The 25600-nt window shown below is 53.0% G+C and carries 21 protein-coding genes; 11 read left to right on the top strand and 10 right to left on the bottom strand.

Annotated features, from left to right (window positions below; translation table 11 throughout):
* Nucleotides 1-6: 6 nt before the first annotated feature.
* Together nosZ and PXG97_RS16860 are read right to left on the bottom strand one after the other, a co-directional pair.
* Nucleotides 7-2052, bottom strand: coding sequence for a Sec-dependent nitrous-oxide reductase (nosZ, locus tag PXG97_RS16865; RefSeq protein WP_276498968.1), 2046 nt, complete (start codon nt 2050-2052; stop codon nt 7-9).
* Between the two features lie 33 nt (nt 2053-2085).
* Entirely contained in the window at nt 2086-2577 is a 492-nt protein-coding gene (locus PXG97_RS16860) for a c-type cytochrome (protein ID WP_276498967.1), read from the bottom strand.
* 270 nt (nt 2578-2847) lie between these two features.
* Here PXG97_RS16860 and PXG97_RS16855 point away from each other — a divergent pair, with 270 nt between their 5' ends.
* From PXG97_RS16855 to PXG97_RS16840, 4 genes are all read left to right on the top strand, one after another.
* Nucleotides 2848-3174, top strand: a complete 327-nt coding sequence (locus tag PXG97_RS16855; protein WP_276498966.1) for a hypothetical protein — start codon at nt 2848-2850, stop codon at nt 3172-3174.
* A 63-nt stretch (nt 3175-3237) separates the two neighbouring features.
* The gene (locus PXG97_RS16850; protein ID WP_276498965.1) at nt 3238-4158 is read left to right on the top strand and encodes a hypothetical protein; all 921 of its coding nucleotides are present in this window, start codon (nt 3238-3240) and stop codon (nt 4156-4158) included.
* Nucleotides 4159-4222: 64 nt separating this feature from the next.
* Nucleotides 4223-6523: a nitric-oxide reductase large subunit gene (locus PXG97_RS16845; protein ID WP_276498964.1), complete on the top strand. Its 2301-nt coding sequence runs from the start codon at nt 4223-4225 to the stop codon at nt 6521-6523.
* 215 nt (nt 6524-6738) lie between these two features.
* On the top strand, nt 6739-6966 hold the full coding sequence (locus PXG97_RS16840; protein WP_276498963.1) for a hypothetical protein: 228 nt from the start codon (nt 6739-6741) through the stop codon (nt 6964-6966).
* A 127-nt stretch (nt 6967-7093) separates the two neighbouring features.
* Here the strand turns inward: PXG97_RS16840 and PXG97_RS16835 are convergent, their stop codons facing one another.
* The 3 genes from PXG97_RS16835 to PXG97_RS16825 form a co-directional block, all read right to left on the bottom strand.
* Nucleotides 7094-8668 (bottom strand): sodium/sugar symporter, encoded by a 1575-nt coding sequence (locus PXG97_RS16835; RefSeq protein WP_276498962.1) that lies wholly within the window; start codon nt 8666-8668, stop codon nt 7094-7096.
* Nucleotides 8669-8808: 140 nt separating this feature from the next.
* The gene (locus PXG97_RS16830; protein WP_276498961.1) at nt 8809-9837 is read right to left on the bottom strand and encodes a UDP-glucose--hexose-1-phosphate uridylyltransferase; all 1029 of its coding nucleotides are present in this window, start codon (nt 9835-9837) and stop codon (nt 8809-8811) included.
* A gap of 44 nt (nt 9838-9881) precedes the next feature.
* The gene (locus PXG97_RS16825; RefSeq protein WP_276498960.1) at nt 9882-11042 is read right to left on the bottom strand and encodes a galactokinase; all 1161 of its coding nucleotides are present in this window, start codon (nt 11040-11042) and stop codon (nt 9882-9884) included.
* 384 nt (nt 11043-11426) lie between these two features.
* Between PXG97_RS16825 and PXG97_RS16820 the strand changes: the two genes are divergently transcribed.
* The 3 genes from PXG97_RS16820 (at nt 11427) to PXG97_RS16810 (ending at nt 14784) form a co-directional block, all read left to right on the top strand.
* A complete protein-coding gene (locus PXG97_RS16820; protein ID WP_276498959.1) occupies nt 11427-12728 on the top strand; it encodes a multicopper oxidase family protein in 1302 nt (433 codons plus the stop codon).
* A gap of 123 nt (nt 12729-12851) precedes the next feature.
* Nucleotides 12852-13751, top strand: a complete 900-nt coding sequence (locus PXG97_RS16815; protein WP_276498958.1) for a helix-turn-helix domain-containing protein — start codon at nt 12852-12854, stop codon at nt 13749-13751.
* A 106-nt stretch (nt 13752-13857) separates the two neighbouring features.
* Nucleotides 13858-14784: an MBL fold metallo-hydrolase gene (locus PXG97_RS16810; protein ID WP_276498957.1), complete on the top strand. Its 927-nt coding sequence runs from the start codon at nt 13858-13860 to the stop codon at nt 14782-14784.
* 85 nt (nt 14785-14869) lie between these two features.
* Here the strand turns inward: PXG97_RS16810 and PXG97_RS16805 are convergent, their stop codons facing one another.
* From PXG97_RS16805 to PXG97_RS16790, 4 genes are all read right to left on the bottom strand, one after another.
* Nucleotides 14870-15766 (bottom strand): cation diffusion facilitator family transporter, encoded by an 897-nt coding sequence (locus PXG97_RS16805; protein ID WP_276498956.1) that lies wholly within the window; start codon nt 15764-15766, stop codon nt 14870-14872.
* 58 nt (nt 15767-15824) lie between these two features.
* Nucleotides 15825-16232, bottom strand: coding sequence for a DoxX family protein (locus PXG97_RS16800; protein ID WP_276498955.1), 408 nt, complete (start codon nt 16230-16232; stop codon nt 15825-15827).
* Between the two features lie 644 nt (nt 16233-16876).
* Complete coding sequence (locus tag PXG97_RS16795; RefSeq protein WP_276498954.1) at nt 16877-18115, bottom strand: hypothetical protein; 1239 nt, start codon at nt 18113-18115, stop codon at nt 16877-16879.
* Between the two features lie 306 nt (nt 18116-18421).
* Entirely contained in the window at nt 18422-18631 is a 210-nt protein-coding gene (locus PXG97_RS16790) for a heavy-metal-associated domain-containing protein (protein WP_276498953.1), read from the bottom strand.
* A 242-nt stretch (nt 18632-18873) separates the two neighbouring features.
* On the opposite strand from PXG97_RS16790, the gene PXG97_RS16785 reads away from it, so the two are divergent.
* The 4 genes from PXG97_RS16785 (at nt 18874) to PXG97_RS16770 (ending at nt 24188) form a co-directional block, all read left to right on the top strand.
* Complete coding sequence (locus PXG97_RS16785) at nt 18874-19407, top strand: hypothetical protein (RefSeq protein ID WP_276498952.1); 534 nt, start codon at nt 18874-18876, stop codon at nt 19405-19407.
* Nucleotides 19408-19867: 460 nt separating this feature from the next.
* The gene (locus tag PXG97_RS16780) at nt 19868-22195 is read left to right on the top strand and encodes an ABC transporter permease (protein ID WP_276498951.1); all 2328 of its coding nucleotides are present in this window, start codon (nt 19868-19870) and stop codon (nt 22193-22195) included.
* Nucleotides 22196-22473: 278 nt separating this feature from the next.
* Nucleotides 22474-23361, top strand: coding sequence for a helix-turn-helix domain-containing protein (locus PXG97_RS16775; protein WP_276498950.1), 888 nt, complete (start codon nt 22474-22476; stop codon nt 23359-23361).
* A 59-nt stretch (nt 23362-23420) separates the two neighbouring features.
* Nucleotides 23421-24188, top strand: coding sequence for an MBL fold metallo-hydrolase (locus tag PXG97_RS16770; RefSeq protein WP_276498949.1), 768 nt, complete (start codon nt 23421-23423; stop codon nt 24186-24188).
* Nucleotides 24189-24276: 88 nt separating this feature from the next.
* Here the strand turns inward: PXG97_RS16770 and wrbA are convergent, their stop codons facing one another.
* Nucleotides 24277-25392, bottom strand: a complete 1116-nt coding sequence (gene wrbA / locus PXG97_RS16765; RefSeq protein ID WP_276498948.1) for an NAD(P)H:quinone oxidoreductase — start codon at nt 25390-25392, stop codon at nt 24277-24279.
* Nucleotides 25393-25600 lie beyond the last annotated feature (208 nt).

The raw sequence follows: 25600 nt of genomic DNA, 5'->3' as shown, positions 1-25600 counted from the left end.
AGCACACTATTTGGTTGATGCCACTCCTGGTATGTTCTGTTTCTTTTTACCTGTTGAGAAGGTAATCGGCACGTTGGATCCTTTAGGAGACACGCGGATGTAGCCTTGCATTTCCTGGTGCAGCGCAGAGCAGAAGTCTGTGCAGTAGAACGGATACACACCGGCTTTCTTCGGTACCCAGGTCAGGGTTTGTGTAGCGCCTGGCATGATCAGGGTCTCAGCGTTGTTCGCTCCCATTACCGCGAAACCGTGCGGCACGTCCCAGTCTTGCTCCAGGTTGGTTACGTGGAAGTATACTGTGTCGCCTTCCTGCACACCCTCGATGTTATCCGGGGTCATGTGGCTTCGGATGGCGGTCATCTTCACGCGCACCCTGTTCTTGCTTTCGCGCACCACGCTTACGTCCGCTTCTTTCTTCACGGCATGTGGGTGCTTGTTCTCGTCCAGCTTGTAAAACTTGACGCTGTTAGGCGCCACTTTCTCGGCAGCGATGGCCTGGGCGTAGTGTGGCTCGGCCACAGTCGGGAAGTCGAGCAGCATCTTCATTTTCTCACCGGAGATATCGATAAGCTGTGCAGAGTGTGCTAGTTCAGGGCCGGTTGGCAGGTAGCGGTCTTTGGTGATCTTGTTCATGGCCACCAGGTACTTACCATGCGGCTCTTTTGTATCACCACCCGGGATCATTAAGTGGCCAACAGAGTAGTAAACCGGCATCCTGTCCACTACGCTCAGGTCGTTCAGCTTCCACTTCACGATCTCAGAAGACACGAACATAGAAGTATACGCGTTGCCTTTTCCGTCAAACTCGGTGTGCAACGGTCCCAGGCCCGGCTCTTTCACCTCGCCTTTCAGCACTGACTCATACTTCAGCACCGGAATGCCGTTCTTCTCGCCGTCAAACTGCTTGTTTTTAATGGCTTCCTGCATTTTAGCGAAAGAGAACACTGGAATGGCTGAGGCCAGTTTACCGCTCACTACCATGAACTCACCGCTTGGGTCCACGTCGATGCCGTGCGGAGATTTAGGCGCTGGCAGCAGGTACATCATGCCTGGGCACTCTTCCGGCAGCAGGTAACGCACTTTCTTCTTCACAGTGGATTTAGCCATGTGCGTATCCTTATCGATCTTGTTATGGTAGTAGTTAGCCGGCATCTCGCGGGCTTTTCCTTCGGCGGCATACTTGGCAGCCAGTTTCCAGTTCACGGCAGCCAAGTAGTCCTTGTCATTCTGCGAGGCCCCTACCTCTTTCAGCGTGCCCGCTTTTTCAGAGTTATAGGTCGTGAAGAACACCCAATCGTTAGACGGGCCTTTGCCGCCATTGGCCAGGTCGTAGTCGAAGCCGGGCACCAGGATCTGGAAGTCCAGGTCCATGTCGCCTTTCTCCTGGTCTACTTTAATGAAGGAGATGGAGCCACGGAACTCCTCTTCATACTTGTCCAGCGACACGTCGCCTGTGCCACCTTTCATGTCCAGCGGAACAGAGAAGCGCGTACCGGCAATCACGTACTCGTTGTTGTTGGTTGGGTATGGGGAGCAGTGGTTACCTGCTGAGTTTGGCAGCTCCATGATCTCCACCGTCTCGAAAGTTGTCAGGTCGATACGGGCTACGCGCGGCGTGTTGTTGCCGTTCACGAAGAGCCAGCGGCCGTCTGTCATACCGTCCTTGCGGGATAGTTTTGGGTGGTGCAGGTCATCCCAAGGCACAAAACCATGCGAGGTCATCAGCATCGCCTTAGACTCCTCGCTATAGCCGTAGCCGTTCTCGCCATGCTGCGTGAACACCGGAATAATCTTGAGCAGGCGGCCGGAAGGCAGGCCGTATACGGATACTTGTCCGTTAAAGCCGCCCGACAGGAAGGAGTACAGCTCATCGTGCTTGCCCGGGGCCACGTACACGGCCGAGGCTGCGTCCGCAGAGAGGCCTTCCGCAGTGGCGCTGTTATTGCCTCCATCCCTGCTGCTACATCCCTGTAGCGCGGAGCCAGCTGCCACTGCCATCAGCAGGGCGGCCTTAGGGGCTGCTTTCTTAAATTTACTGATTAAAGTTTCCATAAGAGTATGGTTTGTGTGGATGTGGGTTTCTTATTAGATGTTCTGATCATTCTGTCTCAGATACTCCAGAATTGCTCTGGCATCCTGCTCGTTCACGTTCTGGTTCGTCATCTGCGTTAAGTGCTCAGCCAACAGTTTCTTGGCGGCAGGGTCCTTCTTGGTCATCTCCTCCGGGTTGATGATCATGTTCATAACCCACTCCGGCTTGCGCTTCTCCGTAACACCAGCCAGGCCAGGACCTACCACTTTCTGATCGGACAGCTGGTGGCAGGCAGAGCATTTGCCCTCAAAGATGGATTTACCCTCGGCCGCGAGCGCGTCGTCTATGCCCTCGCCTACTTCTACCGTGGTTACAGGGCCAACTCCTTTCCCGTCATCCGCAGCCGGGGCCTCCGCCTGGTGCGCCAGGCCGCTCTCCTGCTCCCCTGTTGCCACCGCGTTCTCTGTATCGCCAGAAGAACAGCTAAAAAGCAGTGCCCCGACGAGCAGCGCCACAGCGCCAAACTGTAAAGGCTTTAAATACATGGTTACCAGCCTTCTTCCTAGATTTTTACTCTGATCTTTCATGTTCCTAAGATTTAATAAATAGTGTTCAGATGGTTGTTGTTGATTGTTTCTGGGTCAAAAGTACTAGCGGTACACAACAGAATAAAAGACGCTTATCTCTTTTATAGGTGACCTTCATCATTTTTCCGGATACCGTGCCTCCGGACCTTTACCCCATAATTCTGAAGAAGAAAAATCGTGAAGCGGATCATCTGGATACTATTGGTTATAAGTGCTGTGGCTCAACCCATGAGCAAGACAGGCATTTATATGCTGTTCCAGGCGAACCGTGCCTACATCGCCAGCCACCTGTGCGAGCAGCGGCAAGTACCTGCCTCCGACTGCCAGGGTAAGTGCTACCTGAAGAAACAACTGAAGAAAGAGGAGCAGCGCGGGCAGCAATCCCCCTCCAGCCATAAGCGGCCTGTGTTGGACCTGACCCTGATGGCTGAGGCCTACAAATTACAGCCACCGTTCCTGCTTTGCTGGCTGCCCCTACAGCCGCCGGCCTATACTATAAAGGTATATCCCTCCCCTGCCCTCAGCACTTTCCATCCCCCAGAGCACATGGCTTAACTCCCGCATCCTGGTGCCAGTGCGGCACCTTCCTTATCAATTATATATAAAGAGATTTTAGCCATGAAAAAGATATTCATACTTATAGCAGCCTTTGTTTCTATTGGCTTTAGCGGCCACGCCTGCGACGGCGGCTGCACCATGGGGGGCAGTTACCTGGGCATTCTGCCACAGATTCACAAAAACCTTTTCGGGGTGCGCTACCTCAGCAGTTCCTATACCATTACCAGCACGTACACCCACACCCACGATGGCGTGCCTGAAACGCACCATGAGGTAACAGATAACATTTTCAGGACTGCCGAGCTTTGGGGCCGCTATACGCCGGTGCGAGGAATGCAGGTGTTTGCCTTTGTGCCTTACCGCTTCAACGAGCACGTGATGCCCAACATGACCCACCGCAGCAACGGCCTGGGCGACATCACCCTGCTGGCCAACTACGCCATACTTGATACCGGGGACAGCCTGAGCCATACTTTGAAGCACACGCTGCGCCTGGGTGGCGGCGTCAAGTTGCCCACAGGCTCCTTCCACACCGGTGGGCATGACCATGGGCCGGCCAGTATGCAGCCTGGCACCGGAAGCACCGACTACATCCTCACTGGCATCTACACCGTCCGCTACAACAAATTGGGCCTTAACTCTGATGTGACCTATAACATGACCGGCCACAACAGCCAGGGCTATAAGTTTGGCGACCGCCTGAGCGCCTCCACCAACCTGTTTTACTGGAAAAATGTGGGCAACGGCGCAACGGTGCTGCCAAGCGCGGGCGTGTACTACGAGAAAGCTGAAAACGACCAGGTGAGCCATGAAGAGAACGGGCAGACAGGCGGGGAGAGTGTCTACGGCAACCTTGGCGTGAGCGTGTACCTCCGCAATTTATCTGTGAGCGCCATGCTGCAAAAAAACATCAGCACCACTACCGTGCGCGACACCAAAGGCAACAACCGCGCGCAACTGAGCGTGGCCTACCTCTTCTAATCCAAAAGGGCAGGTCTAAGACTTTCACTACCAGAACAGCAACAAACACTTAATATTTAGTAACATGAAATACAAGAACCTCTGGCTGGGATTCATCGCCGTCATAGTGGGATCCTTCGCCGTTCTCGGGTACTACGGTACCGAGATCTACAGACAAGCACCGCCTATACCCGATAAGGTGGTAACCGCCTCCGGAAAGCTGCTCTTTACCGGACAAGACATCAAGAACGGGCAGAACGTATGGCAGTCCACGGGTGGGCAGGAACTAGGGTCCATCTGGGGACACGGTGCTTACGTGGCGCCGGACTGGAGTGCGGAGTGGCTGCATAAAGAGGCCATGTTCTTCCTGGACACTTGGGCGCAGCAGGAAAAAGGCGTCACCTACGACGAGTTGGACGAGGAAATACAGGCGATGCTGCGGGCCCGCCTGCAAAAGCAGATCCGCGCCAATACCTATAACCCTGCAACCGGCGAGCTCGCCATCTCCGATCTGCGTGCCGAGGCCATTGCCGAAGTAGGCAAGCATTATGCCGGCCTGTTCATGAATGACCCGGAACTGGCCGGCCACCGCGACGCCTACGCCATGAAGGACAACACGGTGAATGATCCGGAGCGCATGCGGCAGCTAAACGCCTTCTTCTTCTGGACCTCCTGGGCCTGCGTGACCGAACGCCCGGGCAAAGACATCACCTACACCAACAACTGGCCTGCCGAGAAACTGGTGGCCAACGAGCCGAGCTCCGACCTGATCATCTGGACAGGCTTCAGCGTGATCATCCTTATCGCCGGTGTTGGCCTGCTGGCCTATTACTACGCCTCTAACCGCGAGGAGGAAATCGATACTTCCAAGCTGCCAAAGCAGGACCCGCTGCTGGGCCTGAAGGCTACGCCATCTATGAAAGCCACGCTCAAGTACTTCTGGATCGTGACGGCGCTGATACTGGTACAGGTAACGCTGGGGGTAGTAACTGCGCACTACGGTGTGGAAGGCCAGGCGCTGTACGGCTTCCCGCTGGCCGATTACCTGCCTTACTCCATTACCCGCACCTGGCACGTGCAGCTGGCCATTTTCTGGATTGCCACCTCGTGGCTGGCAACCGGCTTATACATCGCCCCTGCCGTATCGGGCCACGAGCCTAAGTTCCAGAAGCTAGGGGTAAACTTCCTGTTCATCTGCCTGCTGATCATTGTGGCTGGCTCTTTGGCCGGGCAGTGGTACGGTGTGATGCAGAAACTGGGCTATGGCGAGAACTTCTGGTTCGGCCACCAGGGCTATGAATATGTGGACCTGGGTCGTTTCTGGCAGATCTTCCTGCTGGTGGGCCTTTTCCTGTGGCTGGCGTTGATGGTGCGTGCCATTATACCTGCCTTCAAGCGCGATGTGGAAGGACGCCACCTGCTGGGCATGTTCCTGATCTCTTCGGCGGCCATTGCCATCTTCTACGCCTCCGGCCTGATGTGGGGCCAGCACACCAACCTGGCCATTGCCGAGTACTGGCGCTGGTGGGTAGTGCACCTGTGGGTAGAGGGCTTCTTTGAGGTCTTTGCCACCGTGGTAATTGCCTTCCTGTTCGTGCGCATGGGCCTGCTGGATACCAAAATGGCTACCGCCACCGTGCTGTTCTCTACGATCATTTTCCTCTTTGGCGGTATTATCGGCACCTTCCACCACTTGTACTTTAGCGGAACACCAACTGCCGTGATGGCGCTGGGTGCCACGTTCAGTGCCCTGGAAGTAGTGCCGCTGGTGCTCATCGGCTTCGAGGCCTACCACAACCTGCAGATCAGCAAGCTTACCCTGTGGATCAAAGCCTACAAGTGGCCGATCTACTCTTTTGTAGCCGTGGCCTTCTGGAACCTGGTGGGTGCCGGTGTGTTTGGCTTCGTGATCAACCCGCCTATCGCGCTCTATTACATGCAGGGCCTTAACACCACGCCAGTGCACGGCCACACCGCCCTGTTTGGGGTGTACGGCATGCTGGGCATCGGCCTGATGCTGTTCGTGCTGAAAGGCCTTTCGGCCCGCCGCCGCTGGAAAGACGGCGTGATCAGCTTCGCGTTCTGGTCTATCAACGTTGGCCTGCTGCTGATGGTGCTCATCAGCGTGCTGCCGATCGGTTTGTTGCAGACCTGGGCCAGTGTGGAGCACGGCCTGTGGTACGCCCGCTCTATGGAGTTCATGCAGACCGACACCATGGAAATCCTGCGCTGGCTGCGTGTTATCGGCGACACGATCTTTGCCGGAGGCGTGCTGGCCCTTGGCTGGTTTGTGATCGGCCTGAAAACCGGCTGGTCTTTGGAGGAAGACATGGACGTATCGGTGGAGGAATATCCTTCCGCGCGAAAGGCAAAGTCTCTGCGATAAACGAAGGGTTAACTGATGCCACAGTAACTGTGGCGCAAAGGAAAGTGCCTGCCTTGCAAAAGTGCAGGCACTTTTCAATTGCCCACTGTACAACAGCTCCGCTCCTGCCCTTGCCCCGACGCTACCGCTCGGTAAGCCTCCGGGCAAGATCGCTCCTGCCAGAACCCCGCTGCATACCTCCTCGTTAAATACGCTGTAACTAAAGGAATTATACTATGAAAAAGATAGGCATTATTGCGTTGGGAGCCATGGCATTTGCCTGCAGCGAGTCTGCAGACAACACGGCCACCGAGGCTAACACCGATGGGCCCGGCATAGAGGAGAGCGTAGAGGCTGGGGCCGGAGAGGAAATTACGCCGCAGGTAGAACTTGACTCCGGCGACAACAGACGCCTTGAGGTAGATACCATCTCACGCGAGACAACCGAACAGCAGCAGCAGTGAGTAAGCCGCAGCTTAGCAAGTATAGGAGCCTAGTTTATACCTGCTCAACAGATAGTATAAAAGCAGAACAGCCGGCAACTTTTGCCGGCTGTTCTGCTTTTACAAGGCTATAAGTACCTAACAGTCCCTACCAGAATATGATGTAAACAGCAGCCAGCACCAACACAATGGCCATAGAGGCCACGTTGAAGATGTTGTCCGTTTTGAAGAGTCCTTTTTCAATCTGCACCGTATTCTCCGGGTACTTGCCCTTGCTGTTCTCCCACATGGAGATAGCAACCATCAGCGCAGAAAGCAGCAGGAACACCAGCCCCATCTGGTCGAGGAACGGCATGGCTGGGAAGGCAAGGTCGATGATAATACTGAACGGCACAGAGGCAATGGCCGTAGCCAGGGCCGCATTAGAGGTGGCACGCTTCCAGAACAGGCCAAACAGGAACAGCACCACAATGCCCGGGCTCACATAACCGGTATACTTCTGAATGAACTGGAAGATCTGCTCCTCGCCCCCCAGCAACGGCTCTGCCACCAGCACCGCAATGATAATGGCGATCAAGCTCACTAGTCGGCCCACTGTTACCATCTGGTTCTCGTTGGCATCCTTTTTCAGGTGCGATTTGTAGATGTCCATGGTAAAAATGGTGGCCGTAGAGTTCATCATAGAGCTCAGGGAAGAAAGCGCGGCAGCGATCAGGGCGGCGAAAGCCAAGCCTTTCAGGCCGGTTGGCACCAGGTTGCCTAGCAGCCACGGATAAGCCTCGTCGTAACGGCTGATCTCAGCATTCAGCGCAAAGGCTGCGATGCCCGGGATGACTACCACCAACGGAATCAACAGTTTCAGGAAAGCGGCGAAAACAAGGCCCCACTGTACTTCTTTCACGCTCTTGGCAGCCAGGGCGCGCTGCACGATGTACTGGTTAAAGCCCCAGTAGCTGATATTGGCAATCCACATGCCGCCGAACAGCACCGTCATGCCTGGTAAATCTTTGTAGAAAGGGTTCTCTTCCGACAGGATCATGTCGAACTTCTCCGGCACCTGCGCCAGCAGCATGCCCATGCCCTCAAAAGGACCGGCACCACCGCTCACCCTGTCCAGGGCCAGGTAGGTAGTTACCAGGCCACCCATGATCAGGAAGATCACCTGAATCACGTCCGTCCAGGCCACCGCCTTCAGACCACCATAAATAGAGTAGGACACCGCTACCACAGCCAGGCCGATGATGGCGTAGGTTGTGCTCACGCCCAACACCACGCTCAGGGCCAGCGCCGAAAGGTACAGCACTGTGGTCAGGTTCACGAAGATGTAAAGCATGATCCAGAAAATAGCCAGACTGGTGCGGATGCGGTCGTCGTAGCGCAGCTTCAGGAATTGCGGCATGGTAAAGATGCCCTCCTTGATGTAGATCGGGAGGAAGAACTTAGCGACAAGTATAAGCGTGGCCGCCGCCATAAATTCGTAACTGGCAATGCCCAGGCCTATGGCAAAGCCCGAGCCCGACATGCCTATAAACTGCTCTGCCGAGATGTTGGAGGCAATAAGCGAGGCTCCGATTGCCCACCACGGCAACGACTTACTGGCCAGAAAGTAGTCGGTGGAGTTTTTGGTGTGCCCCTTTTTCTCGCGGGATACCCAAATACCCACCGCGATGATGAGCAGACAGTACCCTATAAAGACTATGAAGTCGAGTGTAGAAAAATTCATGGATTAACAGTTTTTGGATAGCTAATATATAATATATGTTCTGATTTGTTTCTATATCGGCTTCACTTTATACCTAGGATGATAGCAAAAGCCACTTGCCCTATACACAGAGCAAGTGGCTTTCGTTGTGGGTTCTGCTTTTAGTGCACCAGGCTGCGGAGCAGGTTGGCGGCCGCCTCCGGGGTAATGTCGCGCTGCGGGTTACCCATCATCTCGTAGCCTACCATAAATTTCTTCACGGTGGCGGAGCGCAGCAGCGGCGGGTAAAAATGCATGTGCAGGTGCCAGCCCGGATACTCCTTTCCATCCGTCGGGCTCTGGTGGATGCCCGATGAATATGGGAACGATACCCCGAACACACGGTCATAGGCGGCGGTGAGGCTCTTGATGCTGTGCGCAAAGCTGTTCTTCTCCTCCTCGCTCATCTGCCCGATGTGCTGGAAGTGCCGCTTGCTGATGATGATGGTTTCGAAAGGCCACACCGCCCAGAAAGGCACCAGCGCCACAAAGTGCTCGTTCTCCACCACTACCCGCTCGCGCGTCTCCAGCTCCAGGGCCACGTAATCCGTCAGCAGGCTGCGGCCATGTTCTTCGAAGTATAAACCCTGCTGTTTTGTTTCCTTGGCCGGCTCCACGGGCACAGTGCTCTGCGCCCAGATCTGGCCGTGCGGGTGCGGGTTGCTGCAGCCCATGATCGATCCCTTGTTCTCAAAGATCTGCACGTAATTGATAAAGTCGCGGCTGCCCAGCTCGGCATACTCCTGCTGCCACAGGTCCACCACCTTACGGATATCGGCTACCTCCATGTCGGCCAGCGTAAGGTCGTGGCGGGGCGAGAAGCAGATCACGCGGCAGATGCCGCGCTCGCTCTCTGCCCGGATCAGCTCGCCTTTCACATAGGCGCCATCCGGGGCAGCGGCCTGCAGCGCGCCAAAGTCGTTATCAAACACATAGGTAGCCTCATACGCCGGGTTCTGCTCGCCATTGGCCCGGGTATTGGTGGGGCAAAGGTAGCAGCCCGGGTCATACTCAGGGCGGGTGTCGCAGCTCTGCTCCTCCTGCTGCCCCTGCCACGGGCGCTTGGCCCGGTGCGGCGACACCAGCACCCACTCGCCCGTAAGCGGGTTATACCTTCTGTGCGGATGCTCCGCTAGGTCAAAATCAGACATGTATATTCTTACTTAAAGTTGATGCCTTAGAGGGCAGGGATAGTTTATACTTGGCCTGGCTCCACGAGGCTGCTGCCGTCCACAATCTCGGCCACATACGTTTTAAGCGCGATGCCGAACTGCAGCTTGTACGCCTCCTCCATCTGTTCGGTAAACTCCTGTAGGGCATCCAGCTTCACCAGGTTAATGGTGCAGCCACCGAAGCCACCGCCCATCATGCGCGCGCCCAGCACGCTGTCCATTTCCCGGGCCTCGTCCACCAGAAAGTCCAGCTCCGGGCAGCTTACCTCGTAGTTGTGCTGCAGGCCGCGGTGCGAAGCGTACATTTTCTCGCCGAAGGTTTTCATATCGCCCTGCTCCAGCGCCTGGCAAGCCTCCTCCACGCGAATGTTCTCATGCACGATGTAAGTACAACGCTTGTACACCACCGGCTCGAACTCCTCCTGGTGCTGCTCCAGCATCGGCACGGTTACGTCGCGCAGGCTTTTCACCTCCGGGTAGTGGCGCTGCAGCAAGGCCACGCCTGCCTCGCACTCCTGGCGGCGGGTGTTATACTCCGAGGAGGCCAGGTTATGCTTTACCTGCGTGTCGCAGAGCACGATGCGGTAATCGGCCATCTCCAGGTGGTAGTAGTCGAAGTCGAGGGAGCGACAGTCGAGTTTGACGGCGTGGTTCTGGCGGCCATACATGCTGGCGAACTGGTCCATGATGCCGCATTTCACGCCTGCATACTCGTGCTCGGCCAGCTGCGCCATTTTCACCAACTCGAATTTAGGGATGTTGTAGCCGAAGATATGGTTCAGCGCGTAAGCCAGCCCGCACTCCACCGCTGCCGAAGACGATAACCCAGCCCCGATCGGAATGTTTCCGCCATACACCAGGTCGAAACCCTTTACCTCGTAATTTGCCTGCTGCAGCTGCGCGATCACGCCCAGCAGGTAGTTGGCCCAGCTTTTATCCGAGCGCTGCACCTGGCCCAGGTCAAACGCTGCCTCCTGCTGCAGGTCGTAGGCGTAGGCCCGGAAGGTGTTGGTGTTGTTGGGGGCCACGGCAAAGTATATCTCCTTGTTGATGGCGGCCGGCAGCACAAAGCCGTCGTTGTAGTCGGTGTGCTCACCGATCAGGTTCACCCTTCCGGGAGAGCGCACCACCACCGGTTTCTGCTGGTAGCGAGACTCAAATGTCTCTATGATTTCCTGTACCATTATCCTTTTAAAGTGTCGGTAGAACTTGATGTATAGCTCTTGTTAATTATCACAGTGCCAGGCCTAGGGCTGTATGTTGCAATGCAGGCAAGAAACGCCTAAGCGCCTAAGGCCACAACAGTAAAAGTAGTAAATATTTCATAAGGTAGGCCTGCAGCGCGCTTCGAGGCTACTGTTCGGGGTTGATTTCAGTTCCGTACGGCCTTTGGCACAGGAAGAACGCAAGCGGCAGCAGCTAGACCGAACCAAAGCTGTTAGGGCTCCCCTTTTCCGGCTATGCAAGCCAAGGCTAGAAAAACATGCAACGATCAGGTGAAATAGTGTAACAACGGCACTTGCCCCGATCGATAGCTTTGTAGCAGAAACCATGACAAGGAATAACATATGATCACACTACATAAAGACACCGAAGAAGGCACCGGGCAAAGCACGATAACTTTTGAGCTGGTGGCGCAGAAAAGTATAAAGACTGTAGCCGGACAGCAGGCGGCAGTGCTGACCTATAACAACCGCTTTCCGGGACCACTGCTAGAGGTGCAGGAAGGCCAGCAGGTTACGGTAAAGTATACGAACCTGCTCAGTGAGCCATCTAACTTGCACCTGCACGGCATCTTTATGTCTCCGGAAGAAGACAAGCCGCACCAACTGGTAGTCCCGGGCGAGTCACTGAACTATACATTTGAGGCCCACAAAGGGAGCGCCGGCATGTACTGGTATCACCCGCACCCCCACGGCAGCGTAACCCGCCAATTGTTCGAGGGGCTTTACGGGCCGATCATCATAAGAGGTGCCGTAGACAGGCTGGAGCCCTTGGCCTCCGCCACCGAAAAAGTGCTGGTGCTGCACGATATTCAGCTGCAGAACGGGGAAGTGGCGCCGCATACAGGCATGGACTGGGGCCGGGGCAAAGAAGGCGAGCTGGTACTGGTGAACGGGGAAAGAAACCCTGCGCTAGAGGTACCCACCGGTCTGCTGCGCCTGCGCCTCGTAAACGCCTCCACCGCCCGCTACTACCACCTTAGCATGCCAGGCAAAAAGCTGCATGTGATCGGGCAGGACGGCAGCTTCCTGGAAAAGCCGGTACCTATGGATACCCTGCTGCTGACTCCGGGGGAGAGAGCAGACATCTTAATCGAAGCAACAGAAGCCGCTGAACTGGCGCTCCTGAATCTGCCCTACAGTAGAACTCCCGCCGGACCCAGCAAGGATACTCCCGCCCATGGAGCCGTTTTAGCCACTTTTCTGGTGCAGGGGGAGCCCGCAACTGTGGCGCTGCCCGAGCAACTGAACGAGGTGCCGGCTCCGGACCTGACCAGGGCAGCCGCGCATAAAACGCTGACGTTCGGGGCCATAATGCAGCCCTTGCAATTTACGCTAGACGGCAAGGCCTTTGACCACCACCGTACCGACCTGACTGCCAGCGCCGGCACCCTGGAAGTATGGGACATCGTGAACCCCATGGCTATGGACCACCCCTTCCACCTGCACACGTTCCCGTTCCAGGTGATCTCCGTAAACGAGGAGCCGAGCCCCTACCGCGCCTGGAAAGACGTGGTAAATGTGCCGGCCAACAGCACCGTGCGTATTGCTGTTCCTTTCCATCAGTATACAGGTAGGGTGATGTACCACTGCCACATTCTGGAGCACGAGGATTATGGCATGATGGGCAACCTGGAGGTGATCTGATAAAAAGTATACTTACACAAGTATAGCTTGCCGGAGGATATTTTGGCAGGCTATACTGGTGCCGCCTGCTTCTATCTGTGTGGCAAATCTTTATCTTTACGGGCGCAGCTTTATACTTGCACCATGGCAAAAACAGGCACTCCTATTCCGGTTTACACAGAGGCTGAAAGCTTCACAAAAAGCAGCTTCAGGGACTTTTACATCGCCTCATATCAGGACAGGCAGGACGCCGGGCTCAGGCGCGTAGCCCCGCACCGGCACACGTACTACGAGATTATCTGGATAACGGAAGGAAGCGGTACCCATACCATCGATTTTAACGATTACGCATTTCAGGGCCCTTGCCTTTTTTTGCTGCAGCCCAGCCACATCCACCAGATCCGGAAGGACGGCCCTACCAAAGGCTATGTGCTGAAGTTTAATGAGTCGGTGTTTGCCGTGGAGGCGGGTGCCGAGAACCTGCTGCTTAAGTATGGCATCTTTGATAACATCAACATACAGCCGGTGCTGCACCTGGATGCGCCAGCCGTAGCCCTGCTCGACGACCTGATGCAGAAAATGCTGCAGGAGTATAAAAACCCGTCAGACCTTTCGGAACCCATCATCGCTTCTTACCTCAAAATATTTCTGCTGCAGGTATACAAGCTAAAAGACGTACACCAGCAGACAGCGCAGACTACGCCGGAGCCCCGCTACCTCACCTACCGCAGCTTCAAGCAGTTGCTGGAAGAGCGCTACCGGCAGTGCCATGCCGTGCAGGACTACGCCTCGGAGCTGGCCCTTACGCCACGCACCCTCAACGAGATCACCCACAAGTACGCCGGCAAAAACGTGAGCCAGCTGATAAAGGAGCGGCTTGTGCTGGAGGCCAAACGGCTGCTGCACCACGGGCACTTCTCCGTGAAGGAAATCGCGGCCCAGCTGGGCTTTGAGGATGCAGCCTACTTTACCCGCTTCTTTACCAAGAACACCGGCATTTCTCCCCTCGCCTTCCGCAACAAAGAGTTGGAGCCGAGCTGCTAGGTACCGGATTGTGCAAGACAAGGGGAGCTTTGTCCATTGAGGCCAAGCCCGCAAGCACCGACATTTGTGCTGTTAATCAACAATTTGCACCGTATAACAGCATATTATGAACCGTAAATCCTTCCTAAAGAACTCTCTGCTGGGCTCATCGCTTCTGCTCCTGCCCGGCCCTGGCCAGCACTTCTTCTCAGGCAGCAGCCGGGGAAGCACCAAACTAACTGTGCGCGACCCGCAGCAAAAGAATATCTGCGCCACCTGCGGCACCCGCTATGCCGCACCTAAAACTACAACCGATATCTGCCCCATTTGCGAAGACGAACGCCAGTATGTAGGCGACAACGGGCAAGTATGGCTCAGCTATGATGAACTGGCAAAAGAGAGCACGATAAGAACTGTTAAGCTACAGGAAAACCTGTACGAGCTGAAGGTGCAGCCTAACTTTGCCATTGGCCAGAAGGCGCACCTGGTGCTGTCGGAGAATGGCAACGTGCTGTGGGATTGTATTCCGTACCTGGATGAGCAGACAGTTACCTATATCCGGTCGTTGGGCGGGATAAAGGCCATTGCCATTTCGCACCCGCACTATTATAGTTTGATGGCGGAGTGGGCCGTCGCTTTCAACTGCCCGATCTACCTGCACGAAAACGACAAGCAGTGGATACAGGACCAAAGCAGGCACATGAAACTTTGGAAAGGCGCTGAATTGGAGCTTTGGGACGGCATGAAGGTAGTGCATGTGGGCGGGCACTTTGATGGCAGCACCGTGTTATACTTACCCCAGCATGGCAAAGGCACGTTGCTTACGGGCGACAGCCTGTATGTGGCCCGCGACCGCAAGCATGTTTCCATGATGTATAGTTACCCGAACCTGGTACCGCTTCCTAAAAAAGCCATTGAGCAGATCAGTAGCCGGGTAGAGCCGCTTTCGTTTGATACCATCCACGGCGCTTTCGAAGGGCAACTGATCGCCACCGATGCAAAGGAAGCCTTCAGAAGATCCGTAAAGCGCTACCTCAGGATTTTTGAAGTATAACTGTAAAGGTATGATTGGACCTTCAGAAACAACAAAGGCCGCTACCAAAACAGTAGCGGCCTTTGCCTTTCCCCGGTTCAGCAGTTTATACGTGCAGCGTACACCTCTCCCCTGCCTGCTCCAGCTCTAGAGTAGCCTCTGTTATCGCAAAAGGCTCCAGTATATGCCGGATCTGCTGTTTCAGGGCAGCCACTGCGGTGGGTTCAGCGGTGCTTTCCACCACCACATGCGCCGACAGCACATGATGCTCGCCATCCAGCGACCATACTTTTAGTTGATGCACACCCTGCACCGTGCTTACCGAAAGCACCTGCTCTTTTACCTTGTGCAGCTCGCTTGCCAGCGGGTTCTCCTGCAGCAGCACTTTAAAGGCAGACCAGGCATTTCTGGCGGCGTTCAGCAGCATGAAGCACGAAATACCGACCGAGAGCAGCGGGTCCAGCCAGGGCCACTCCACGAAAAACAGGATGATGCTCACGATAAGCACGGCAGCCCAGCCCAGCAGGTCTTCGAGCATGTGCAGCGACACGGCCCGTTGGTTCAGGTTGTGCCCCCCGCGCAGCCTGAAGAAGGCCGCCCCGTTCACTGCCAGCCCCAGCAGCGCAAAAAGCAACATTCCGTATGGGTTTGGCATCTCAGGGTTCAGGAGCCTATCCACAGCTTCAGTCAGCACGAAAACAGAGCCCAGTATAAGTATAAGCGATGTCAGAACAGCCCCTGCCACCGAATAGCGTTTGTAGCCGTAGGTATAGCGCGCATTACCGGCCTGCTCCGACTTGCGTTGCAGAAAGTAACTGACACCCAGGGTAAAGGCATCGCCGAAGTCGTGCAGTGCGTCGCTCATGATCGCCACACTGTTCACAAAAAAGCCGCCGATCAGCTCCAGAATGGCAAAGCCCAGGTTCAGGAAGAAAGCAAAACGGATGTTACCCGTAACATGATGGTGGTGGTGATGCCCATGATGATGGTGATGATGTGCCATAGTTTTTTAAAGTATAAAACCGTGCTTCGTTGGCTGAAGCACGGCTAATGTGATCGATTTATTTAACACTTGCTTTCTGCTTTGCAGTAAGGTGCGCCAAACTGGCAAGAGCTACCAGACCACCCATTATCGCGACGTTCTGGATAAAGTCCATGATGGCGTTTTGCTGCATCATGCCTTCCATGTTCCAGAAGGTGTGCATCAGCAGCGTCATGGGCAGGAGCAGCAGGATAAGGGCAATGGCGGTTTGCTTTACCTTGATGCCGGCAAACAGCAGCAAGGCTCCCACCAACTCGGTTGCCATGGCTATACCCAGCAGCAAGGGCACAAACGGCAGCCCCTTGGAGGCCATCCACATGGCAGGGCCATCCCAGAACAAGGCTTTATGCAGGCCCGCAATCAGAAAGGTGGTTCCGACCAGGATTCTGGCGGCAAGGACGAAGGTGTTGATTGATGAATTTTTCATAGTTATTGTATCGTTGTGGTAATGGGTAATTATTTGATTTGATATGTTCTTACTGATTTGAGTGATGGCTCTAGGATGCTTGCTGCTTCTGTACCTACACTGGCGCCAGCGTTCGCTTGTGCCTTAGATTCAGCTTAATGCAGCTTGAGGTAAGCTATCTTTACTAGCTTCTGTTCATCCTTGGCTTTACAACCGCTGCCGCGAGTTTGCAACTCGTGCCTTTTTATACTTCCACAGCCCCTGCTTTCCGCAGCTTGGACCAAGCTATCCTTGCTAGCGACTGCTGATCCTCAGTCTTACGAGCGGCTCTTTCCACCTCAAAATTTGGTACTCTCCAGCCCGAGAGGGCTTGTCCTGGGGGTAGGGGCCCTCGTTAAGGGCATCACGCTGTGTTCCCTCCTGCGCCAGGGCGCTGGCCACTAGCGTGGCACCGGATCTCACAAGGCGCTCAACCCAAGGACTGGGAACAGCTTTCGATAGCTAAGGCCAACGGAGCTGGCGCTGAACTCCCTCCCCTGCTCTTAGGGGAGGGCTGGGGTGGGGTGATTCGCCTCCTCTGGACTAGTCAAAACGTGAGTTTTGAGTTAGCAAGCGTAGCTCTGAGGGGCAGGGGTGGTTGGACCCGGTGCTGCTCACTCCTACTATTAAAACACAAACTGCGCCCCCAGTGCCAGTTGGTTTGCCGAGGTGGTCTTGTATACCTCCTGCCCGTTCTCCACCAGTCGCCAATCAGTGTTGGCGCGGTACCACTCCAGGGCAATGCCCAGCGGCCCGAGGTCGTAGCGGAGCATCGGCACAAGTATCTCGTTTTTGAGCCGGGCGTTCCCGGGCACTTCAGCCAGTACATCGCCATCGTTCGGGTTGTCCTGCCCGTACATGATCCACGCGCTGAAGTTGTTGCCAAACTTATACCCTGCCTGCCCCCAAGCACCGTACCCCGTTATATCGCCGAACTGCAGCAATTGGCCCCAGCTCTGGCCGATGGCGCGGCCCCAGTAGGCGTTCCCCTGCAGGGTGGCTCCGCCGTACGTCAGCTTTGTTCCGGCCTGCACGGCTTTGCCTTTCAGGTTGCTGCGGGTATCGCCCTGCACCAGGCGCTTGCTGTCGTAATGGCCGGCCAGGTGCACCTCCCATTTCAGGGGCTTCGTCTGATTGCTGATGTTCAGGCCGACCTCGGTTTGCGGTGTGCCGATTTCCCCTTCGTCACGCCCGTCTGCTTCGGCTTTGGGGCCGGTCCAGGAGCCGCGGAAAACGGCCAGGTCCAGGCGCACTTTGGTGGCTGCCGTAGGGCTGCTCAGGCCCTGGTACAGGAACAGGCCGGGATTGCGGAAGCCAATGCCGCCTGCCGAGCCGTAGCCCATGGCAAAGTGTGTGACCGAGTTTGGGAAATGGGCCACCATTGGCGTCCAGTTCTGGCCCAGGCGCAGCCTTGTCTGCCCCTTCTGTACCTCCACGTACGCCAGGCGCACGCGCGGCAGCAGGTTCTCGTCGGCAAAGCCGCCTGCGCCTGCAGTGCCTCCCAGAAAGTCGATCTCGGCCCGGCCGGTGGCCGTGATGCCGTGCGGTAGGTTGTAGGCAGTGCCTTTAAAGATGAGCCAGGTCTTGCGCAGGTCGCCGCCAAACTGGTGCTCGTCCTGGGTGGGTTGCTTTGGGTTGGCCCACATGGTAATGGCGCCGTCGCCGAGGCCAAAGGTGCCATCTTGCACAAAGCCTGAGGCAGTGATGATACCGTTTATACTTGACCTGAAGTGTGGCTTACCCGCTTGGGCAGTATCCGGTGCCGGAGTAGCCGGAAAGCTCAGGTCGATTTGGGCGCTGGCCTGGTGGAGCAGCAGCAAACTTAGGGCTGCCGCGCCGATCGTGGTGCGTAATACTTTTTTCATGGTTTTATTTTGTAGCTAATGGTTCGGGCATGAAGGTAGCCGTCCACCTTTTCAGGGGCAGCTGCCGTTTTAATCCAATAATGGGTAAGGACTAGTTGTTAGCTTGTAAGCAGGCCGTGTTATACTTGTACTTTGTACAGCACCCGCTTGCTTCTATCTTGTTGCAACGGCACAAAGGTCTGCGTTTTTGCTGCCCCACACCATGCACAAACAGGTGCTTTTGCAGGACAAACAAGCAACAGCTAGACAGGCGCCTGGCTTGGCTAAGCTGAGGTGAGCAGCCGCTGGTGTGCTGCCCATTTATGGTTACAGCGCCTCTGCCTTAAAACCGGCCCTCTCTACAGTGGCGAACACCTCGCTGGCAGACAGAGAATCGGTTTTCACGGTGAGCACCTTGTTGCGGTTGGCTGTGTCTACGTTCCACTCGCAAACGCCTTCGGTGGCATTCAGTACCGGCGTTACTTTAGACACACAGCCACCGCAGTTGATGTTGGTTTTGAATTGTAGCTCTTTCATGTTCTATTTTCTTTTCGTGTTACTTACTTTGAACATGACAAAGGTAGCGGGTGGTGCGGGTGGAGATGTTACACTATATTAGCTATGTGTTATATCATTTACAGGAAAGAAAGCACAGCAGCAACTACGCTCTTTGGGTCGGCTGCGAGGTAAGGGTTACTCCGTTTATCTGCTATATTTGGTGTATAACAGGAGTAGTACTCCTATTATACTTTAGTTAGCCATAAATTGTAATTATAGAAATGAACAGAAAAACAGGAATAACAAAGTACTTCGGGCTTTTTCTGATTTCCATTCTGTTAATCTCGTCTTGCAGGCAGAAACTCTATGACATCAACTATAAAGGAGAAGAAGATTACAAATCATTCTATGTGGTTGACACTATAAGCATAAAGAACCCTGTGCGTGTCTATTCTCAAAAGCATGGTGGGATGTTTATTCTTTCAAGTGACAAACTGAAGACATACAGAAATGAAGCAGACTTCTTCCTTTCGCCTGATGTCTTCATCCTAGGACAGGATTTATATAGGGATTTAAACAAGGAAGATTTTAAGCGTTACAACTATCCTGACCGTGGCGGATGTGAAGTGAGAGAGTCAGAAACAAAAGTGGATGGATTAGAAATCTATGAATTTGTTAGTCAACCAAGGTTTATTCTGGGATTGATAAATACTAACTATTATCATGTGAAGCATAATTCTGAAGTCTACTTTAATATCCCTGTAAAGAACCCAAAAGCAACATATCACAAAATGGTTTATCCATTGTGCCAGTAGGTTCCAAAAAGGCTCCATTTAAAAAAGAACGTGTAACTTAAGTAAATCTTTGGCTAACAAGGTGCAGCTTTAACCCTCGCTATGCTTCGGGCTTCGGCTGCACAACAACGTTAGCAACAATGCTCTTCCGTGTAACCCGACTAGTGTTCCCAAACAAAAAAAGAAACGTTTAGCAATTCCAACAATAAGCTTCTCCACCGAAAACACCCACTAAGGTAAAAGTAAGCGCCGCACGCTCATTTGGGTATAAAATAATCTGTGCTTTACTGTATCAAATCGAACAGTCAAGTGTCCGAAATCGAACGGGCTTTAATAAACAGTTGGTGCCAAAACACAACTATTCAACTATAAAACATTGGCGATTAAACAGTTATACTTTGGTCTCAACTTTGCCAATAGGATTGAGAGAGACCCTCTCAGTATTTGGCCTCTTTTTCCTTATAAATCTACACCTTAAGTCATGATAAAGGACAATCTAAAAATCGCTCTACGGATACTCTTGAAAAACAAACTTTTTTCATTAGTCAACATACTGAGCTTGTCACTGAGCATGGCGGTTGGTGTTGTTCTTTTTACCGGCTTAAAAGCCGATCACGATACAGACCATTTTCATCCAAAACTAAATCAAATAGTACGGATACTCACGCAGGAAACAAATGAGGTGGAACAAACCAAATGGGCAACAGCTCCATTGCCGTTGGCGCCTCAAATAGAAAGCGTCTCCTTTGTCGAAAAAACGGTAAAAGTACGTCTGGCCGGAAAACATAATTTGCAAACTGACGGAGGGGATGTACCTATTGACATAAAATTTTCAGAGCCTTCTTTTTTTGATGTGTTTGGCTTTAAGTTGCTGTCAGGTAATGCACAAAACCTTATAAATAGTCCCACTTCCCTTTTTTTAACAGAAAGAACAGCAGAAAAGATTTTCGGCAACGCCAATGCTTTAGGGCAAACGGTTCGATTTGAAAATTTAGGTTCTTATACCGTTGGAGGAATTATCCAGGACCCGCCTTTAGAAACACACCTACCCATTGAGGCAATGCTTTCTATTAATGCTGCTGAAAAGCTTGAAAAGAAAGGGGCAATCCCTATTAGTTCACAAAATTGGGGAGACTTCAAGAGTTCAGCAATTTATGCGCGTTTAAAATCAGAAGATGATTTAAAGCAGCTCAATACAACGCTCCAAAACTATACTCGGAACCTGGATAAGAGCAAGCTTCAATTTTTGGCACAACCCATAGAGGCTATTACCCCTCGAGACAAAGACATTAAAAATGACCACAATGCGGGCACCGATTGGGCGGGCATAAAAACACAGCTATTTTTGATTCTGGCCTTAACCCTTTTATCTGCCTTCAACTATATCAGTTTGACATTGGCGCGTGCCTTCTCCCGAGCGCGGGAAGTTGGTATTCGCAAAACAATAGGCGCAACAAGAAGACAAATCATTGGTCAATTTTTAATGGAATCGACCCTTGTTGCCCTGTTTGCTTTGTTGTTTACAATGCCATGTGTTGAAATTTTAATGCACTATATACCCGATATGGATGTGGCGTTTTCTTATGATACAACCTTGATTTTAGGCTTGTTGACCTACGCAGTTATCACAGGCTTAGTCGCCGGGGCACTTCCATCATGGCTCTTGTCAGCGTTTCAGCCCATACAGGTTTTGCGTAAAATGAAGAACATAAAGCTGTTCCAGAGTATTGCTGTTTACAAAGCTTTAATTGTCGTCCAGTTTTCAGTGACTATCATGCTGATGATATTGGTTGTCATCTTAGCCGATTATGAAATAAAAAATCATGCAATCATCAGCTCAACCGTGTCACCCAATGTCCTGACACTTGATTTAAAAGGAGAAAAATATGAAAACCTGCAAAACGAGATAAGCCAGTTAAGCCAGGTAAAAACGACTTTGGCTACCAACTGGTACCATAAACCGTTGAAAATGGGCAAGTCTTCTGTAACATTAAATGATAAAGTTCTGGAAATGAACTACGTAAGTATTGATCCAAAAACAATTGAAACAGAAGGTATCAGCTTAAAATCGGGACAAAACTTCCCTAAGGCTATACCCCAAAGTACTGAGCAATATGTGTTGGTGAATGAAGCTGCCGCAAAATTGATGGCGTCTGAATCGGAGACTTTAGTGGGGCAAACGCTATTACTGGATTCTGCCCATGTACAAGTCATTGGCATCATGCCTAATGAAATTATTGGCGAACAACGCCCTCTGGTGTATCGGTATTTGCCAAAAGAAATAGCCACCTTGACCATAAAATTAAATCCAAATACAGAATTGGAAGCAACCAAAGCCATTCAAACCATATGGAAAAACCATTTTCCTGAAAAAACAGCAAATCTTTATAACCTAAGAGATGGGTATTCGAGCAGTAGAGAAAGAATAGGCTTTTTTGGATTCTTTGCCCTTATAGTTATGATAATCGCTGGTTTGGGCATTTTAGGTATAGCAAGTTACTCCGTAGAAACACGCGTTAAAGAACTAGGTATAAGAAAAGTGTTGGGAGCAAGCAACATAGAATTGGTGTGGGCAGTTACCCGTAATTTTGGCATTCTTATCCTAATTGCCGGACTTATTGGTGTTCCGGCTGGCTTGTTTGGCGGTGATTTAATTAGACAAGATTTAGGCAGCAGTCTTGTTGATTTAAGTTTTATAAATGTAAGCATAGGCTTTGGTTTGGTTGCCATAGTCGGGCTTCTGACTGTCCTCTCCCAAACCATTCGAGCGGCGCATGTTGAACCTGTAAACGTCTTGAAAGCAGAGTAAAAAGACAGAACCTTCATTGGCAGGTTATGACGATGGCACGACAATTAATTCCATTCCGCAACCCTATGACGGCAATGTAACGACCGACTACAAGCTGCGAGATGAAGGGCACATGTTGCTATCAACATGTTTCTGCAATGGTGCGGTGAAGTGTAAGTGATAAGTTTTTTATCTTCGTTCTACGTTTGGTTTCGTGGGACAGGACGCAGCTTCGGAAGCGCACCACTGCAGAAATACAAACCTTACAACACACCGTACACCCCAAAAAGCCCTAACCCTTGAGAACCATAAAATTCGACAAAACTAAGTGCGGTGTGGAGGTCTTGCTGCGGGTAGGTTCAGGTGAGGAAATAAAGGAGGCCTATACCAATACGGAAGCTTATAACACCGACTACTTCGAGATTCTGCTTTTCCGGAAAGCGAAAGGGTATGTGGTGCTAAACCAGCAGAAGATAAACCTGAGCGATAATTCCGTTGTCTTTGTCTCTCCTTTTCAGAAGCGGCAGTGGCAACTGGACCCGGACCACCTGGACTTTACGTTCCTGATCTTCCAGGAAGATTTTCTCAACGACTTTTTTGCCGATAAGCTGTTCACGTACCGGCTCCTATACTTTTACCAGCTCGATTACCCGCTGCGCATGGACGTATCAGTCGAGTATATCCAGAAATCCTGCTGCACCCTAACTGAAATACACACAGAACTAAAAGAGGCAAACCCCGATAGCGAGCACCTCATCCGCTCCCTCCTCTATTACCTTTTGCTGAAGTTCAACCGCGATTACGCGCATCAAAACAACCTGCCGCTCACAAAGCCGGAGAACAACTATGCCTACCAGTTCAAGAAACTGCTGGAGCTGCACATCAAGGAAAAGCAGCGGATAGGTGAGTATGTGGAGCTGTTGGGAATAAGCCGGATCACGCTCAATAAAGCGGTACAGGCCCAGTTTAACGTAACGGCCACACACTTACTAAAGCAACGGCTGCTCTTCGAAATCAAGAACTACCTGATCCATTCGGACCTAACCGTTGCCGACATCGCGCACGAACTCAACTTCTCGGAGCCCAACCACCTGATGCGCTTTTTCAAGACGCAAACTGGCCAGACCACCACTGCCTTCCTGGCCGATTATCAAAATGGTAGCAAGGCAGAAAGCTTTGGTAGCTAAGCACAGCAGCAAGCCCCTTACCTTTGTATTGAAATTAAGAACTTTAAAATCAATACAATATGGCAACAAGCGCAAGTATACAGTTAGTGAGAAACGCTACGCTGGTAATTAACTATGCGGGCAAGAAAATACTGGTAGACCCTATGCTGATGCCGAAGGACTCCTTCGACCCGCTGGCAGGCAAGGCAAGAAACCCCATGGTGAATTTACCTGCGTCTATAGAAGAGGTAGTGAAGGATGTGGACCTGGTGCTGGTAACGCACACCCACCCCGACCACTTCGACCCGGTGGCCAGCCAGACCCTGGATAAAAGTATAAAGCTGATCAACCAACCTGCCGATGCGGAGTTCTTCCGGAAGGAAGGCTTTACGAATGCAGAAACCGTACAGGACAGCACCGTTTGGAACGGCATCACGATCTACAGAACAGGTGGCGAGCACGGCAGCGGAGAGATCCTGAAGCAAATGGGCACGGTTTCCGGCTTTGTGTTGCAGGCAGAAAACCAGCCTACCATCTACATCGTGGGCGACAGTATCTGGATCGAGGAAGTGGCGCAGGCTATCCGGAAGTATACACCAGATTATATCGTTACGAACTCGGGAGGTGCAGCCTTCCCTGGCTTTGAGGCCACGCCTATCCTGATGGACGAGGAGCAGACGGTGTCGCTGATAAAGGAAAGCGGAGATGCCAGGGTTATTGCCGTGCACATGGATGCGTTGGACCACTGCCGCACCACAAGAGCCTCGCTAGGCCAGAAAGCCGATGCGCTGAACATTGGGGAAGATAAACTGTTCCTACCGCAGGATGGTGAAGTAGTAACGCTTTAGTTTAGCCTTCACGCAATAAGACATAAGCCAACACAAACGCCCCGCAGCCAGCATGCTGTGGGGCGTTTATACTTTCACCGGCTATACTTTACTCCACCTCAAACACGGCCTGTATCTCCACCGGAGAGTTCAGGGGCAGCGACGAGGCGCCTAGAGCAGCACGGGCGTGTTTTCCCTTCTCCCCAAAAACAGCCACGGCTAGGTCAGAGGCCTCATTCATCAGCTCGGCATGCCGGGTGTAGCCGGTTGGGGTATTCAAGAACCCTGTTAGCTGCACCACCTGCTTCACCCGGCCTAAGTCGCCGTTGGTGGCACTCCTGAGTACAGCCAGCACATTCAGCATGGTTTGGCGAGCGGCTTCCTTGGCCTCGTCTGTTGTCAGGTCCTGCTCTATTACGCCGGGGTGTAGCACCTTTCCATCCTTCAGAGCCACCTGGTTGATGAACACCAGGTTACCGGAGCGGGTAAACGGCACGTAGTTGCCCACCGGCTCGGGCAGCACCGGTAGCTGCACCCCCAGCTCCTGCAGGCGTTGCTCAATTGCATTTATATTTGCTTCGGAAGCTTCGGCGGGAGGTGTTGGTACAGGCGCTGCCTGGCGTAAGGGCGCAAGGGCCTTGGCTACTTTGGCCAGTGCCTGGCCCTGCAGCTCAGCCAAGTATAACTCGCTCTCCGATGGCCTGTCGGAACCCGGCATGGCGGCAAGCGCGGTGGTGCCGAACACGGTGTTTCCCTGCGCAACTGTTTTATCCATCTCCGCCGTGCCCATCATACCCGTGGGCACCAGCACCATGCCCTGTACCGCCAGCGTGTGCCACAGAGAAAGTATGGCCGCTTCTTTGCCGGCCCCTCCTCCCGCTGCCATAAACACCGTGGCCGGTACGCCCTCCAGCCGGCGCTGCGCCCACAGGCGCAGCGTGCCCTCCAGAAACAGGCGCATATCGGCGGTCGCGCCTCCAAAGTGGATAGGCGACCCGAACGCGATGCCGTCGTACTGCGCCAGTTCCTCAGGGGTGGCATAAGGTATCCTGGCGAAAGGTTGGTTTGATAGATCATCAGGTGGAGTGATGTGCGGCACCTGTTTCAGCACCGCCTGTACGCCATCCTGTTTTGCTACGCCGCGGGCAATGGCCGTGGCCAGCTTATAGGTGGTGCCGCCCTTTGAGTGGAACAGCACCAGTACGGTAGTTTCTTCTTTTTTCATGGTTTTAGATTGTTGCGCTTGCAGGCTGGTAAAGGTCAGCAGGCCAATAACAGCCAATAGGAATTTAAGGGGCATGCTATACTTTTTAGGTTTGGAGCATTAGGTTTCGGGCAAGTATGCGGCGGCGGCCGTGAGGAATGATAAAGTGTAAGGAGTCATCGTCTGCCATTGGTTTATTTTCAAGTTTTGACCACGGCAAAGGAAGCGG

It is taken from the genome of Pontibacter litorisediminis (assembly GCF_029360645.1).
GTDB lineage: Bacteria > Bacteroidota > Bacteroidia > Cytophagales > Hymenobacteraceae > Pontibacter > Pontibacter litorisediminis.
This window is presented reverse-complemented; position numbering and strand designations above follow the sequence as displayed.

Bases quoted from the DNA above. Each gene is read 5' to 3' on its own strand.
- nosZ (WP_276498968.1), bottom strand. From the start codon at position 2,052: ATGGAAACTTTAATCAGTAAATTTAAGAAAGCAGCCCCTAAGGCCGCC.
- PXG97_RS16860 (WP_276498967.1), bottom strand. From the start codon at position 2,577: ATGTATTTAAAGCCTTTACAGTTTGGCGCTGTGGCGCTGCTCGTCGGG.
- PXG97_RS16855 (WP_276498966.1), top strand. From the start codon at position 2,848: ATGAGCAAGACAGGCATTTATATGCTGTTCCAGGCGAACCGTGCCTAC.
- PXG97_RS16850 (WP_276498965.1), top strand. From the start codon at position 3,238: ATGAAAAAGATATTCATACTTATAGCAGCCTTTGTTTCTATTGGCTTT.
- PXG97_RS16845 (WP_276498964.1), top strand. From the start codon at position 4,223: ATGAAATACAAGAACCTCTGGCTGGGATTCATCGCCGTCATAGTGGGA.
- PXG97_RS16840 (WP_276498963.1), top strand. From the start codon at position 6,739: ATGAAAAAGATAGGCATTATTGCGTTGGGAGCCATGGCATTTGCCTGC.
- PXG97_RS16835 (WP_276498962.1), bottom strand. From the start codon at position 8,668: ATGAATTTTTCTACACTCGACTTCATAGTCTTTATAGGGTACTGTCTG.
- PXG97_RS16830 (WP_276498961.1), bottom strand. From the start codon at position 9,837: ATGTCTGATTTTGACCTAGCGGAGCATCCGCACAGAAGGTATAACCCG.
- PXG97_RS16825 (WP_276498960.1), bottom strand. From the start codon at position 11,042: ATGGTACAGGAAATCATAGAGACATTTGAGTCTCGCTACCAGCAGAAA.
- PXG97_RS16820 (WP_276498959.1), top strand. From the start codon at position 11,427: ATGATCACACTACATAAAGACACCGAAGAAGGCACCGGGCAAAGCACG.
- PXG97_RS16815 (WP_276498958.1), top strand. From the start codon at position 12,852: ATGGCAAAAACAGGCACTCCTATTCCGGTTTACACAGAGGCTGAAAGC.
- PXG97_RS16810 (WP_276498957.1), top strand. From the start codon at position 13,858: ATGAACCGTAAATCCTTCCTAAAGAACTCTCTGCTGGGCTCATCGCTT.
- PXG97_RS16805 (WP_276498956.1), bottom strand. From the start codon at position 15,766: ATGGCACATCATCACCATCATCATGGGCATCACCACCACCATCATGTT.
- PXG97_RS16800 (WP_276498955.1), bottom strand. From the start codon at position 16,232: ATGAAAAATTCATCAATCAACACCTTCGTCCTTGCCGCCAGAATCCTG.
- PXG97_RS16795 (WP_276498954.1), bottom strand. From the start codon at position 18,115: ATGAAAAAAGTATTACGCACCACGATCGGCGCGGCAGCCCTAAGTTTG.
- PXG97_RS16790 (WP_276498953.1), bottom strand. From the start codon at position 18,631: ATGAAAGAGCTACAATTCAAAACCAACATCAACTGCGGTGGCTGTGTG.
- PXG97_RS16785 (WP_276498952.1), top strand. From the start codon at position 18,874: ATGAACAGAAAAACAGGAATAACAAAGTACTTCGGGCTTTTTCTGATT.
- PXG97_RS16780 (WP_276498951.1), top strand. From the start codon at position 19,868: ATGATAAAGGACAATCTAAAAATCGCTCTACGGATACTCTTGAAAAAC.
- PXG97_RS16770 (WP_276498949.1), top strand. From the start codon at position 23,421: ATGGCAACAAGCGCAAGTATACAGTTAGTGAGAAACGCTACGCTGGTA.
- wrbA (WP_276498948.1), bottom strand. From the start codon at position 25,392: ATGAAAAAAGAAGAAACTACCGTACTGGTGCTGTTCCACTCAAAGGGC.